This window comes from Planctopirus sp. SH287 (genome assembly GCF_056500625.1).
Genome location: NZ_CM151403.1, coordinates 1306268 through 1320858, shown reverse-complemented (window position 1 = coordinate 1320858; position 14591 = coordinate 1306268). Strand labels below are relative to the sequence as shown.

The following is a 14591-nucleotide window of genomic DNA, read 5'->3' as shown; positions in this document are numbered from 1 at the left end:
GCTTTATTCTGGAGTGGGGCATGACGCAATCACGTTCTCCGTTATCGGATTTAGCAACTGGTTCAACCCCAATTCTTGTCTTTGACGATGGACGAAATTGGCATCGTTGACATCAGCGAGAGAGTAGTCGAGATGGCCCGCAGGATGAAAGACCTCCTTGTCGAGAAGAGACTTCTCCTGCAAAAAAGCGGAATCAACCACCTTGCTGGGCAAATCAGTTCTTTAACTGAAGCTGCCACAGATCGGCTTTTTCCATGACCTGTCGCGGGCCATCGCCCTGCAACCAGGATTTTGCGTTGGCGTCGTCGCGCAAATAAGCATCCCAGAACGCTGTGGTCAGAGAAAGAATGACGGGATGATGATTGGGATTGCGAGCATTCCCGCGCATGGCTCGCAAACGAGGCTCCCGTTCGCTGAAAACGGAATGCTCCGCTCCCTCAAGAACAAGTTCATACCTGTCGATGGAGGCGGGCAGGGCAGGGTAGACCTTCCGTCGGGATGCTGGCGTTTGTCCGCCGACTGGCGAATCATCATTCGTACCAGTCATCAATAGCATCGGGCGATCAATCGACTTAAACACCTCTTGTGGATCACCCCGCAAAGGGACAGAAGGGCTATAGGCGATTCCCGCATCGATCTCGGGAACTTTGAACTGTTGACTGATCCGGGTATTGCCTTGTCCCAGCACGCCCTGGGTGGTCTGTGCTCCGAAAGAATGACCAGACATGCCAATTCGTTCAATATTCATGCGGCGGTACAGCGGGTGCGCGCTGGTCTTGTTCCAGACAGACAATTGAGCCACCACAGCTTTGACATCTTCACAGCGGAGTTTCAGATTTTCAAAATTAGCGGCGGCTTGCATCGCAGGCATGATTGCCGCTGGCTTTTGCCCTTTCCAAACCGATTCATCACTCCCAGGATGTTGCAGGAAAATGCAGACATAACCTCTGCCAGCCAGTTGGCGCCCCAAATATCCGTTGTTGTCTCTTGATCCCCCCAGACCATGACTAAAGAGAACCACAGGCTGTGGTTCTAAATTTTCGGGCAGGAAAAACCGGAGCGGAATTTCCCGCTGGCGCGAAGCATCAACCAGTGTGAATACTTCAGTGGTCGTTTTTGAAGAGGAGTCAAGCGGGTTGTATTCGGCTGCCAGCGACAAGCCATTAAACAGCGCCCAGATCAATGTTGGAATCGCCAGTAACTTCATCTGAAGGGCACTCCTGTGATCGCCTTGAAGGCGAGTCAATGGGATCGTTGGCTTTGAGTAGCGCGAGATCAGGCTCTCGCATCATAAACTCAAAAGGCACCAATCCAGTGCCGTAGAAAAGCTGGCAGTGGTGAAAAAATCACCACGTCGACGAAAATACTCCGTCAGAACTTTTGCTACGCAATCAGGTCTTTAACCACAGTTCCGTGCACATCCGTCAGTCGGAAGTCGCGTCCGGCGTAGCGGTAAGTCAGCTTTTCATGATCGAAGCCCAGCAAAGCCAGAATGGTGGCCTGCAAGTCGTGGACATGCACTTTCTTCTCGATGGCCTGGAAGCCGAAAGGGTCGGTGGCTCCGTAAACCTGTCCACCTTTCACGCCCCCCCCCGCCATCCAGACTGTGAAGCCCCAATGGTTATGATCACGGCCGTTGATCTTTCCTGCATTTGATCCCGCGGTGGGCATTTCCACGACAGGAGTCCTTCCAAACTCTCCACCCCAGATGACCAACGTTTCGTCAAACAGCCCTCGTTCTTTGAGATCAGTCAGTAACTGAGCAATTCCGCTGTCTGTCTGGCCGGCCAGACGACGATGCCCCGCTTCCAGATCGTCGTGGTTGTCCCAAGGCTGACCTTCACCATGCCACAACTGAATAAAACGGACACCCCGTTCGACCAGTCGGCGGGCAATCAGCAATTGTCGTGCTTGAACGGAGTCACCATAAGCCTCAAGGATATGCTTCGGTTCCTGCTGAATATCAAACGCATCCGTGGCTTCCATCTGCATGCGATAAGCCAGTTCAAACGAATGGATTCTCGCATCGATGGCGGCATCATCCGCACGGCGCGACTGGTGGATCTGATTCAGCTTTTGAAGAAGATCCAGCTGTTTCCGCTGCTCGGGGAGTGTGGCGACGTGGCTCTTAATGTTCTCGATCAGCTTCTCGATTTCCTTGTGCCGGGTATCGATATGGGTTCCCTGGTAGACGCCGGGCAAAAATGCCGATCGCCAGTTCTGGGTGCCTGTGATGGGCAACCCATTGGGACACATGGCGATAAAACCCGGGAGGTTCTGGTTTTCACTCCCCATACCATAAGTCACCCACGCTCCCAGACTGGGGCGGGGAAGGCGGGCGTCGCCACAGTTCATGAGCATCAATGAAGGTTCATGATTGGGAACATCTGCGTGCATGGAATGAATGATGGCCATGTCATCCACATGCTTGGCCGTCTTTGCAAAGAGTTCGCTGACGTGTTTGCCACTCTGGCCGTATTGCTCAAATTTGAACGGTGACCCAAGAGCGGCTCCGGTCTTACGTTCCGTTTTGAGATTTTCGGAAGGAAGCTGCTTTCCTGAATACTTCTGCAATTCAGGCTTGTAATCGAATGTATCCACATGCGAAGGGCCGCCATTACAAAAAATATGAATGACGTGCTTGGCTTTCGCCGGGAAATGCGTCGTTCGTGGCGACATCGGTGACGCAAACTTGTCCGGCCCGGATGAGATTTCAGCCAAAGCCTGCTCAGTAGTCAAACCCGCCAACGCGAGGGCGCCAAAACCACACCCGGATCGCGTCAGAAATTCACGGCGTGAGGAGATGAACATGGGCTGGTTGCCTTATCAATTTGCGAGGGGTGCACCGCTCGATGAGCTTGGACTGAAATCGATTTAACGGAGAATAATTGCTGTTTTTTTGCTTCAATCGATGAAGATGTATTCGTTGGTCAGGAGCAAGACCTGGGCCAATTGCTGCCAGGGCGTCAGTTGGTCTTTTTCCTCTTTGGCGCCGGTTGTGGTTTTGCCACTGACCACAAACTCGATGGCCAGTTTCTTTTCTTCCGGTGTCGGCATTCGGCTCAGGACTCGCTTGTAGAGTTCTGTGACGGCTTTGTCCCCGTTGTCACCAGGCACCTTGATCGATGCTGCCAGTGCACGGGTTTGTTCTGCCACAAAATCCGAGTTCAAGAAAAAGAGAGCTTGTTGGGGAACGGTGGTTTGCGGGCGGGAAGGGGCACTGGCATCAGGATCCGCGAAGTCAAAGGCCCGGAAAGTTCCCGGCAGGTCATTGCGGTTGATCAGAGCATAAACCGTCCGTCGATGTTCTTTAGGATCCGTTAACCCACCAAAGGGCCGACCACCTTGGGCGCTATCAAGGTTTCCCGAAACAAAAAGCATGGAATCGCGCATGGCTTCAAGCCCCAGACGCTGGCGGGGCATATAGCTGAGCAGTCGATTTTCCGGATCAACGGAGGCGACTTTACTTGAGGGCGTGCTGATCTGACGATAAACCGCAGACTTTAAGATCTGTCGATGGATGGTCTTCACTGACCACCCTGACTTAATGAACTCACCAGCCAGATAATCCAGCAGTTCTGGGTGGGTCGGTGGTTCCCCACGAATTCCAAAATCACTGGCCGTTCGCACCAGTCCATTGCCGAAATGCTGCTGCCAAATGCGATTGACCATCACGCGGGCAGCCAGGTCTTTGCCAGGGCCAGTAATGGCCTGGGCAAGATCAAGACGTCCACTCCCTTTTTTGAACGGTTCGCCCGTGGGATTAAGGACTTTCAGAAATTGACGCTGAACTTCATTTCCCGGTCGGCCGGGATTCCCACGCTGGAAGACCTTTTGTCCGCCGATTTTATCACGATCCAGGAGAACCATGGCCCGAGGCGGAGCACCTGGAGAAGTGACTTTCAACTCTTCCACTTTACGCCGCTTGGCACGGAGTTCATCGTTCATGGCCCGGTCAAAAGCTTGACGTGCTTCTTCAATTTTCCAGCTTGTCGGAGAATTTTCACCGTAAAGCACGACCCGCAATTGTTCGCGCGGTTCTTCGAGGAAATTTTTCACGTCGGCCGATTGCTTGATTTGTTCCTGCCAGGCGACATCGATTTCGCGAAAGAGTTCCCCATAAAGACGGGCCAGTTCATAGAGATTCGCGGGTTTCTTTTCATTGAGTTTTTGCAGCAACAGAGAATGGATCAGCTTACGACCTTCTCCTTCGGCCTGAGCTTTCTTGATCAGATCATCCAGCTTGCCGGTAAATTCGTTTGGCTTAAGCCCAAAGGTGTCATACCAGACGCCGAAGACCAACTGATTCTGGCTTCGTTGGGAGTTCAGCCAATCGCGCCAGCGCGTGACCATTTTCCCCTGTGGTTCTTCCCCTTCGATTTTCATCAGGGCATCATCGCGGGCAGGGGAGGACTGCTTCACCAGCAGTTGCAAAATCTCTCCGACGCGGGTTCGCATCGAATTCTGTACTTTCTCGAAGCCCTTCTGCTCAATTTCATCGACGACCTTCTCGCGCTTTTCCAGCTCGGCCAGGAACTCTTTGTAGGCCTGAGTGTCACTGGGCTTACCAATTTCCGGGAGTTCTTCCGGCTCATAAGAATTCTGGAAGATGCTATAAAAACCGTAATACTCATCAATGGAAACGGGGTCAAATTTGTGATCGTGGCAGCGAGCACACTGGACGGTCATCCCCAGGAAACCCCGCATGGTGACATCAATGCGATCATCAATAATGTCGTGTGTGTTATTGAGATAACGGCGACCAGTCGTCAGGAAACCTAAAGCTGCTAAATGTGTTTTTTCCGGGCCGGCATCGAGTTGATCCGCCGCTAGCTGATAGCGAATGAACTGGTCATAAGGCATGTCGGCATTGAAGGCGTTAATCACCCAGTCACGATATGTGTAGGCATAGGGATAACGATGTTCGTCTGTAAATACATAGCCCTTCGTATCGGCATAGCGGGCGACATCCAGCCAATGACGTCCCCAACGTTCACCGTAACGTGGTGAACTGAGGAGTCTGTCAATCACTTTGTCTTCTGCATTGGGATTGCGGTCACTCAGAAACGTCTGGACTTCTTCATAGGTGGGTGGCAAACCATGCAGATCGAACGTAATTCGGCGAAGCCATTTCACGCGATCGGCTGCGGGAGCCAGATCCAGACCGACCTCTTCCATTTTCTGAAGGAGAAACTGATCGATGGGGTTGCGAACTTTCCCACGATTTTTTACCCGGGGCGGGGGAGTCTGACTCAGCGGCTGGAATGCCCAGTGCTTCTGCCGGGCGACCTGAGGGTCGCGCAAATTGTCGCCTGATTCGGATGGGGCATCATTTTTCTTCGGCCAGACAGCGCCGGCATCAATCCAGGCGCTGAAGTCTGCAATCGCCGCTGCACTCAGCTTTCCTTTGGGAGGCATCTGAGTGTCGTCATCGCGGTACTCTAAAACCACTTTAAGACGACTTTCCCCGCTTTTGCCGGCGACGATCAAATGACCGGAATCAATTTTGGCAAAGGCACCAATGGCGGAATCAAGACGGATATTGGATTCCTGCTTTTTTGAGCCATGACATTCGACACAATGCTCAACAAGCAGAGGGCGGATTTTGGCTTCAAAGAAGGCTTCGCTGGCAGGGTTTGCTGCATCGTCAGCGATCACTGTCTGCACGAGCATCAGCAGAGTGAATGTCGTAAGTGATCGAACAAAAGTATGCGACCGCGGGAGCATAGTTCATCACCGGAGAAGCGGAGGTTGGCTGTGGGGGCGGGAGCAAAAGATGTCTGCAACCAATAGAAGGATCATCGGTTACAACGCATCAATCACCACCAATTAATTGTGGCGTGTGCCCACTGCCCCATCAAGCCTAAATCAATGACTTCTGCTAATTCCGATGCTAAGAAATCCTATGGGAAAGAATTAAAACCCATGAATCCTCCGATTTTCAGGACAGGCTGGCTCGGAAGTCCACAAAAATCCACTCAAAGCTGATAATCGATCAAGAATGGCGTTTTGATGGCACAAACGTCTCAACGGAATGCAAGAAAAGGCAAGGCCCGCCAGGGAAGTGATTCCTGACGGGCCTTACCGATTTCAAGGTCATCGCGAAATTGTCAGTCGATTACGTCTTGGCGAGACGTTCGGCCTTTTCCTTCTTGCGTTTTTCAACGACGTCGTCCACCAGGTTACGTGGCAGCATCGAATAGCGGCTGAATTCCATCGTAAACGTGCCCTTACCCTGCGTCATCGAACGGAGTTCGTTGGCGTAGTCGAACATCATTGACAGTGGCACTTCCGCACTGATCGTTGCGATTCCCAGATTCGTATCAGAGGAACTGATCACACCACGCTTGCTGGAAAGCTGTCCCGTTACAGACCCCTGGAACTCCTCAGGAACTTCCACTTCCAACTTCATGATCGGCTCAAGCAGACCAATGTCGGCCTTCTTCAGTGAGTCACGCATACAGTCGAAACCGCAAATATCAAAGGCCATTTCCGACGAATCGACGTCGTGGTAGCTACCGTCCTGAAGAACCATGCGGACGTTAACCACTTCGCATTCGCAGAGAGGGCCTTTGACGATCCCGCGCTGGAAACCTTTATCCGTTGGAGCGATGTATTCCTTAGGAATACGACCACCCGAAACATCGTTGACGAATTCGTAAGGCAGCACGCTGTCTTCAGGCAGCGGTTCGAGGTAGCCCACGATGTGAGCAAACTGACCCGAACCACCGGTCTGCTTTTTGTGCTTCCAGTTGAATTCAACCTTCTTCGTCGGTGTTTCCCGGTAAGCCACGCGAGGCTGACCGACGATACATTCGACGCCGTATTCACGCTTAATACGTTCAACGTAAATATCGAGGTGAAGCTGTCCCATACCGGCAATCAGCGTCTGACCAGTTTCTTCGTCGGTCAGCACGCGGAATGTCGGATCTTCACGACGGAATCGTTCAAGCGCTTTGCCGAGCTTGTCTGCCCCATCACGCTTCACTGGCTCGATGGAGAGACGAATCACGGCATCAGGCACGAAAATGCTTTCCAGCGAGTAGTTCGTCCCTTCAGAACAGAACGTATCTCCCGAAGCACAATCGACACCCACCAGAGCCACAATGTCGCCAGCTTCAGCAGTTTCGATATCTTCTCGGCTGTCAGCATGCATTCGCACCAGTCGGCCAAAGCGAATTCGCTTGCCGGTACGAGTGTTAATGTAGCTGTCACCCTTAACAATCTTGCCCTGATAGAGGCGTGTGTAGGTCAGCTGACCAAACTGCTCGACGACGGTCTTGAAGGCCATACAAACAAGCGGCTTGGTCGAATCGGAGGCCAGCGGCACGCGGTTCCAGCCTGCCTGCAGGTTGCTGGAGTCCGCAGGTAGCTTCATGTCATTGTCCATGGCCGAGATTTCTCGGTCGAGCGGACTAGGCAGGAAATAGGTCACCGCGTCCAGCAATTCCTGCACACCCTTGTTCTTATAAGCCGTTCCCATCATGACAGGGACGATCTTATGAGTCAGGGTGCATTCACGAATGATTGGACGGAGTTGCTCGGCCGTCAGTGGTTGCTCTTCGAGAATCGCCATGGCAACATCATCGTTGAACATCGAGAGTGTATCGAGCATTTCCTGACGGGCTTCTGCAGCCTTTTCGGCGTACTGAGCAGGAATGGCTTCGTAACGCACGATTTCACCATCTTCTCCATCGAAAAATGCGGCACGCATTTCGATGAGATCGATCACGCCTTCAAACGCAGCTTCACGCCCCATAGGAATCTGGAGAGGGCAGGGGTTGACCATCAGCTTATCACGCACCATCCCGATGACCTTCTCGGGGTTGGCACCGGTACGATCCATCTTGTTAATGAACGCGATACGAGGCACCTTGTATCGCTTCATCTGACGGTCAACGGTCAGTGACTGGCTCTGCACACCACCGACGGAGCACAGCACCAGAATCGCGCCGTCCAGCACGCGCAGACTTCGCTCCACTTCCACGGTGAAGTCCACGTGGCCAGGAGTGTCGATGAGATTGACAGTGTAATCCTTCCACTTCACCTGGGTGGCAGCGGAAGCGATCGTGATGCCCTTTTCGCGTTCGAGATCCATGCTGTCCATGGTTGCGCCGACGCCGTCCTTACCCTTCACTTCGTGAATAGCATGAATACGGCCGGAGTAGAACAGGATGCGCTCGGAGAGCGTTGTCTTGCCGGAGTCGATGTGGGCCGAAACACCAATATTGCGGTAACGGGTAAGATCCATAGCTTCAAAAATCCGTGAAAGGAAACAGGAAACGATCTCTCCGCAGTTGTTTTCATCCACTCAGGTGCTTAAGCGAGAGAGTGGGTGAACATTCCACGAGGTGATCGACAGAAAGTCGGTCAAGTTAAAGCAGCGGGGGGAGTTGCCGTCTGAGGTTCGGCTTCGATGCCTGCTGGCATCAGCGTCGGGCTTCATCGAAGAGAGCGACGCCATCAAAGGTTGGCAGGGGCCAATCAGGCCACTGTCGTGGTGCTCGGGACTGGAGCCAGTTTCCTCAGAAACCGGGCACCCGGGCACCACGGGAACTACATGGGTGGAGGAACTTCCCAGATCACCATAGCGTTCACCAAAACCTGACGGCTAAAGAAGTTAAGAAACGAAACACACACCGATCCGCCACGCACTGCAAGGCCTGAAGAGCACCTCAATCCACAGAACAACAGCGATCAGCGACTAAGTCACTCAGGCGTAAGGATATCGGGAATCAGTGATTTCGTGAAGCCTACTCGGCGGCATCAGCCGGAACTTGTTCAAAAATTCCCGAATCAGCACAGCGACAAAGTCTCTCAAAAGCGACAAATCTTCTGACTGTTTATACCAGAGCAGGGGCGGGAGTCTTACTCGCCACCTGTGAAAACACAGAGATGGCGTTCGCCGCAACTTGTTCTGAGACATCGAGATGTGTGCAAACTCGCAGGCGTTGCGGGCCAACGTCATAAACCAATACGCCCAGGTTTGCTAACTGGTTCGCGAACTCTTCAGCCGTTCCCCATTCAGGTGCAATATCGATCATAAAAATATTGGATTGAACAGAGGTATGATCGACTGAAAGGTTTGGCAAACCGGCAATCTGGGTTGCCAGCATCTTTGCCAAAGCGTGGTCATCAGCCAGTCGTTCAATGTGATGATCGAGTGCATAAATGGCGGCTGCGGCCATCATCCCCACTTGGCGAGTGGCGCCGCCGAACAGCTTGCGTGCCCGGCGAGCCTTGGCGATGTGCCGCCTGGATCCAATCAGCATTGATCCCATAGGACAACCCAACCCTTTCGAGAAACAAATCGAAATAGTGTCTGCATGCTCGCAGAACTCGGCAGGGGAGTAGCCTTCGACATGACAGGCATTGAAAATGCGAGCGCCGTCAACATGCACACCCAATTGATGTGAATGAGCCCAGTCCGCGACCTCACGAAAAGTCGCCAGCGGCCAGGCAAGACCACCGCCACGGTTCGTGGTGTTTTCAACACAGACCAGTCGAGTGATGGCCTCATGCTGATCCTGACCGCGAACGTGACCCTGGAGATCTGCTACAGAAAAAATGCCCCCTTTGCCTCTCATGACCCGACAGGTGACACCGTGGAGTGCTGCTGGGCCGCCTTGCTCGTAATGATAAATGTGAGCCGTTTCATCCAGCAGGATTTCATCGCCGCTCGTGCAGTGAGCTCGCAGTGCGATTTGATTTGACTGAGTTCCAGAAACGACGAAGAGGGCGGCTTCTTTATTGAAAAGCTCCGCCACACGTGCTTCGAGATGATTCACAGTCGGGTCTTCACCCAGCATGTCGTCGCCCACTTCCGCTTCAAAGATGGCACGCCGCATGGCAGGGGTGGGCTTGGTAACCGTATCACTGCGAAAATCGATTACTGGGGACTTCATAAAGAGATCTTCTCTCACTAGATAACGGATTGCGAGGTCGCGGGCGGCGACTGAACTTGTCCGGCCTCGTGGAATTCAGCACTCAGTTGACCTACGATACCGAACGAACGTAAAGGACACGAAGGAAGAACAGGGTGATTTGCTGACCAAGGTAGACACTGTTCACCAGTCCTGTGCCTGATTGACTGCATGTGATCAACTCAATCGCCTCCCTTGATGAATGATCGATCTATGACCCCGGTCGCCCATGTGTCGCATCTTCCGGTTTACGATTACCAGACTCCTGAAGCCCGCGAGGCACTATCGAAACTTCGCGAACGCCTCAGCCCAAGGGGTGACATTGTTTCAGAGGCGGGCAGGGCGAGAACGCGAGAACTGTTTGGTGAACCACTGACACCCCGCGAGGTAGTCACACGGATTTTATCCGAAATTCGCGTTCACGGCCGATCCGCATTGCTGAAATACGCTCAACTTCTGGATCGACCAGATCTCACAGACGAAGCTTTAAAAGTAACACAGGCCGAACTGGATGCGGCCCATCAATCAGTGGACCCAGGTTTTCTGGAGACGATCCGCCGGATCCGAACCAATATCCTGGAATTTCAGCAGAAGATCCTCCACGAAGACGTTCGCCTTGTCCGACAGGATGGAATGTCGCGCGTGGCACTCACACAGCGATACCTTCCGTTGAAACGCGTGGGGATCTGTGTGCCGGGCGGAGCGGCGGCTTACCCGTCAACAATATTAATGACCGCCGTTCCTGCGCAGGCAGCAGGTGTCCGTGAACTTGTCGTTGTCACACCACCCACGTCTTTTGGTGGATATAACACAGAGGTCCTCGCGACCTGTGCCGAGCTGGGGATTCACGAAGTTTATCGAGTGGGCGGAGCACAGGCTGTGGCGGCTCTCGCTTATGGCGTGGAGGGAATCCGTCGTGTCGACAAGATCGTTGGCCCGGGAAATATGTTCGTCGCTCTGGCCAAGCAAATGGTTTACGGCGAAGTTGATATCGATAGTATCGCTGGCCCCAGTGAAGTGGTGGTCATTGCCGACGACTCAGCCGACCCTCGCTATGTTGCCAGCGATCTGCTTTCACAGGCAGAGCATAGCCCTGGCTCAAGTATCCTGATCACCTGGCACGCGCCATTGATTGAGGCTGTTCAGCGAGAGGTGGCAAAACAGCTCGCTGACCTACCACGGAGCGAGCTAGCCGCCACAAGCCTGCGAGAATTCGGTGCGATCGTGCTGGTGGATTCTCCCCAGGCGGCCTGCCTGCTCGCTGACGAACTGGCTCCCGAACATTTGCACCTTTCGACGGATTCTCCCGAGGATCTCCTGGGGACAATCCAGAACGCAGGGGCCATTTTCGCCGGACATTTCACACCAGTCGCCTTGGGCGATTACTTCGCCGGGCCATCGCATGTCCTTCCCACCGGGGGGACAGCCCGGTTTGCCAATGGGCTTTGCTCTAACGACTTTCTGAAACGATCATCAGTCATCCAATTTAACCGGGCGGCACTGGATGACGCGGCTGAAGATGTCCGGCGGATCGCAGCGGTAGAAGGTCTGACAGCACATAGCCAGAGCGTCGACATTCGACTTGATGATTAACAGAGCAGGGCCGCGACCCCTTGCATAATGATAAATAGCATCTTCAGCAAACTGAAATATTTATTAACCAAAATTCCGTTTTATAATATACACTCTATAGATCGCCTGATTGGCCGACAAGAGTCTATCCTACATGGAGGTAAAGAGTGCCAGATCAGATTTCGGTTCAATGGCGACATTTAGAGAAAATCTTTGAGGAAGGCGTGGCCACCGGGCTGCACCATGGACTACAAATCTATATCTCACAAAATTGTCAGCCTGTGCTGGAAGCGAGTTTCGGAGAAGCTGAACCTGGAGTACCGCTGACTAATGAGCATCTCATGCTATGGCTCTCCTCGGGCAAGCCACTGACAGCCGTGATTTTTGCACGTCTATGGGAGCGAGGGCTATTAAGTCTCGACCAGCGGATTGCCGATTTGATACCAGAATTTGGGTGTCAAGGGAAAGAACACATCACATTCAGGCATGTATTGACTCATACCGGTGGCTTTCGGATTCTCGATTTAAGCTGGGACATTAAGTCCTGGGATCAGATTATCCAAACGATTTGCTATTCACCCATTGAACCTAATTGGATTGTGGGCACGACAGCGGGATATCACACGATCAGCAGTTGGTTTATTCTCGGTGAGGCTCTTGCACGAGTCGCGAAATGCACCTTTGGTGAGCTGTTTGATAGTGAACTTTGTATTCCACTCGGGCTTAATCAATTGACGATTGGATTGACTGAGGATTCGTACGCCAGTCGTCAAGATCGGTTGGCCCCGATGTATGCACGAGTTAAAGGCCAATTACTAGAGATGGACTGGCATCGCGAGCCAAGGGCGACGCGAATTTCTCCGGGGAGCAATACTCGCGCTCGCGCTTGTGATCTGGCAGCGGTTTATGAAATGCTGCTACGTGATGGCAAAGCGAATAATGGAACACAGTATCTACAACCACCGACCGTGGCAGCACTGACAGCCAGGCATCGTGTGGGACAGTTTGATTTAACTCTTCAGCATGTCGTCGATTTTGGGCTGGGGGTTATTCTTAACTCAAATCAATACGGGATAGAAACAGTTCCCTATAGCTATGGACGCGGGGTTTCGCCTCGTGCGTTTGGCCATGGCGGGTCGCAATCCTCAATCGGTTTTTGTGATCCCGAGCAAGGTTTGGTCGTCACCTGGGCCACGAACGGTATGGCAGGGGAAGGATGGCATCAGCGACGCAACCGTGCGATCCAGGAAGCGATTTATGCCGACTTAAACATTGAACCCTGGATTCTGGCAGGGAGCCTCGCATGACATCGATCGATTGTGATGTTGCGATTGTCGGCGCGGGAGTTGTCGGCCTTGCGATTGCGTATGAACTCAGGAAAGCCGGACTCGATATCCTGCTGATCGATCAGTCAAATCCAGGATCGGAAGCGTCCTGGGCTGGGGCGGGAATGCTTCCGCCCGGCCACCAGCTTCAACATTCCAGCCCCGAAGCACGCTTAAGAGCCTTGGCTCATTCTCGCTGGAAATTGTGGGCGCAGGAACTGGTTGAAGAATCAAAGATCGAAATCGGTTATCAGCGTCAGGGAGCGCTGGGGATCGCACGTTTCGAGGAACTCAACCAGTTTCTGGATGCTGAATACCGGAGCGAAGGAGTTGTGGTGGAGACCATCTCCCATGAGGCCGCTCAGCGCCAATTTGGCTGTTTTCCTCACGAAGAGAATGTGGCTTTTCTAATCCCCGAATTCGGTCAGGTTAGAAATCCCTGGTACTTGCGAGCATTACAGATCGCGTTTTTGCAGCGAGGCGGACGAATTCTGAATCAGACGCAGATCCTGTCGCTGTCTGTCGAATCGAATAGCGTCAGGATGATCGCACACTCAGGATCGGTCATTCATTCAGATCGGGTGATCCTGGCCTCTGGAGCCTGGTCACAGCGGTTTCTTGATGTGGAGGAGATGTCAAAACATCTTGATATCCGGCCCATCCGCGGGCAAATCGCACTACTGAAAGAGGCCACGCCGTCTTTGATATCGATTATCGAGAGAGGAAAGAAGTATCTGGTTCCTCGTGGGGACGGGTACGTTTTAATTGGTTCAACTGAAGATGATATTGGCTTCGACCATTCGACGGACGACCAGACGATTGGCGAACTCAGACAGTTTGCTATTGATCTGGTTCCCAGTTTGGGAAAAGCCGAACTGGAGAAGTCATGGGCAGGCCTGCGTCCCTGGAATGGCTCGACAGTGCCGTGGATGGGCTGGTTGAAAAACGCCGGTGAGCCAGTGCAACCTTCCCGAGTCCTCTTGATGGCAGGTCACTTTCGACATGGGCTTCAGATGTCCCCCGCGACGGCTTTACTCGCTCGACAGATGATTCTTGGTGAGACTCTCTCGGTCACGTTGCCAGAACTTCCGATCGAATTGTTTCTCAAGTCGCCAAGTGGCACGACCACTCTGAAAGGGCGTTGATGCGTGCGGTCGTTCAAAGAGTGACTCAGGCTCATGTGACTGTCGCTGGGGAAGTGGTGGGAGCCATTCAAAAGGGATTGGTTGTGCTGATTGGCGTTGGCATCGACGATGATCTTCATGACGCTCGCTGGATGTCGGAGAAGTTGGCCACCCTGCGGATCTTTGAAGATTCCGACGGCAAGATGAATTTGTCATGTCAGGATGTGGGCGGCAGCATCCTGGCCGTTTCTCAATTTACGTTATGGGGAGACGTTCGGCAGGGGCGGCGTCCCAGCTTCACTCAAGCGGCCCGCCCGGAGATGGCCGAGCCTCTCTATGATCAGGTGGTGACGGAGCTTCGTGTTCATGGCTTGGCTGTGGAGACCGGCCGGTTCCGCACCGAAATGCAGGTGAGCCTGATCAACGATGGCCCGGTGACACTATTGCTCGATAGTAAGAAGCAATTCTGAAGGACGTCGTCTCTGTCCTCAATCTGCATCGAAATCGAATACGTCAGATCGATCTTGTGAGAACGAGAGCCCGCCGGTCGTTACCAACCGAGCCTTCGCTCATTCAGTAGCCGGGGCTGAAAACCCAACTGGAATCGGAGGGTGAAAAGCAACATAACGGACAATTCCGGTATGATT

General features: G+C 53.0%; 10 protein-coding genes. 4 read left to right on the top strand and 6 right to left on the bottom strand.

Translation table 11 applies throughout. The annotated features are described in order from the left end of the window. Positions 1 to 3 precede the first annotated feature (3 nt). From SH287x_RS04790 to SH287x_RS04765, 6 genes are all read right to left on the bottom strand, one after another. A complete protein-coding gene (locus SH287x_RS04790; protein WP_479517299.1) occupies positions 4 to 213 on the bottom strand; it encodes a hypothetical protein in 210 nt (69 codons plus the stop codon). A gap of 1 nt (position 214) precedes the next feature. Next, on the bottom strand, positions 215 to 1207 hold the full coding sequence (locus SH287x_RS04785; RefSeq protein ID WP_479517297.1) for an alpha/beta hydrolase family protein: 993 nt from the start codon (positions 1205 to 1207) through the stop codon (positions 215 to 217). 176 nt (positions 1208 to 1383) lie between these two features. Beyond that, the gene (locus tag SH287x_RS04780; protein WP_479517296.1) at positions 1384 to 2811 is read right to left on the bottom strand and encodes a DUF1501 domain-containing protein; all 1428 of its coding nucleotides are present in this window, start codon (positions 2809 to 2811) and stop codon (positions 1384 to 1386) included. Positions 2812 to 2904: 93 nt separating this feature from the next. Next, entirely contained in the window at positions 2905 to 5727 is a 2823-nt protein-coding gene (locus SH287x_RS04775; protein WP_479517294.1) for a PSD1 and planctomycete cytochrome C domain-containing protein, read from the bottom strand. 391 nt (positions 5728 to 6118) lie between these two features. Then, complete coding sequence (fusA, locus tag SH287x_RS04770; RefSeq protein ID WP_479517293.1) at positions 6119 to 8251, bottom strand: elongation factor G; 2133 nt, start codon at positions 8249 to 8251, stop codon at positions 6119 to 6121. 592 nt (positions 8252 to 8843) lie between these two features. After that, positions 8844 to 9905, bottom strand: a complete 1062-nt coding sequence (locus SH287x_RS04765; RefSeq protein WP_479517292.1) for a threonine aldolase family protein — start codon at positions 9903 to 9905, stop codon at positions 8844 to 8846. A gap of 231 nt (positions 9906 to 10136) precedes the next feature. Here SH287x_RS04765 and hisD point away from each other — a divergent pair, with 231 nt between their 5' ends. The 4 genes from hisD to dtd all read left to right on the top strand — a co-directional run bounded on the left by hisD (position 10137) and on the right by dtd (position 14414). Beyond that, entirely contained in the window at positions 10137 to 11516 is a 1380-nt protein-coding gene (gene hisD, locus SH287x_RS04760) for a histidinol dehydrogenase (RefSeq protein ID WP_479517291.1), read from the top strand. Between the two features lie 146 nt (positions 11517 to 11662). Then, a complete protein-coding gene (locus tag SH287x_RS04755) occupies positions 11663 to 12802 on the top strand; it encodes a serine hydrolase domain-containing protein (RefSeq protein ID WP_479517290.1) in 1140 nt (379 codons plus the stop codon). Beyond that, complete coding sequence (locus tag SH287x_RS04750; RefSeq protein ID WP_479517289.1) at positions 12799 to 13965, top strand: NAD(P)/FAD-dependent oxidoreductase; 1167 nt, start codon at positions 12799 to 12801, stop codon at positions 13963 to 13965. Before SH287x_RS04755 ends, SH287x_RS04750 begins: the two co-directional genes overlap by 4 nt. Next, positions 13965 to 14414 carry a D-aminoacyl-tRNA deacylase gene (gene dtd, locus SH287x_RS04745; protein ID WP_479517288.1) on the top strand — a complete coding sequence of 150 codons (450 nt, stop codon included), beginning with the start codon at positions 13965 to 13967 and terminating at the stop codon, positions 14412 to 14414. Before SH287x_RS04750 ends, dtd begins: the two co-directional genes overlap by 1 nt. Positions 14415 to 14591: the final 177 nt, after the last annotated feature.

Bases quoted from the DNA above. Each gene is read 5' to 3' on its own strand.
- dtd (WP_479517288.1), top strand. From the start codon at position 13,965: ATGCGTGCGGTCGTTCAAAGAGTGACTCAGGCTCATGTGACTGTCGCT.
- SH287x_RS04775 (WP_479517294.1), bottom strand. From the start codon at position 5,727: ATGCTCCCGCGGTCGCATACTTTTGTTCGATCACTTACGACATTCACT.
- SH287x_RS04780 (WP_479517296.1), bottom strand. From the start codon at position 2,811: ATGTTCATCTCCTCACGCCGTGAATTTCTGACGCGATCCGGGTGTGGT.
- fusA (WP_479517293.1), bottom strand. From the start codon at position 8,251: ATGGATCTTACCCGTTACCGCAATATTGGTGTTTCGGCCCACATCGAC.
- SH287x_RS04765 (WP_479517292.1), bottom strand. From the start codon at position 9,905: ATGAAGTCCCCAGTAATCGATTTTCGCAGTGATACGGTTACCAAGCCC.
- SH287x_RS04750 (WP_479517289.1), top strand. From the start codon at position 12,799: ATGACATCGATCGATTGTGATGTTGCGATTGTCGGCGCGGGAGTTGTC.
- hisD (WP_479517291.1), top strand. From the start codon at position 10,137: ATGACCCCGGTCGCCCATGTGTCGCATCTTCCGGTTTACGATTACCAG.
- SH287x_RS04785 (WP_479517297.1), bottom strand. From the start codon at position 1,207: ATGAAGTTACTGGCGATTCCAACATTGATCTGGGCGCTGTTTAATGGC.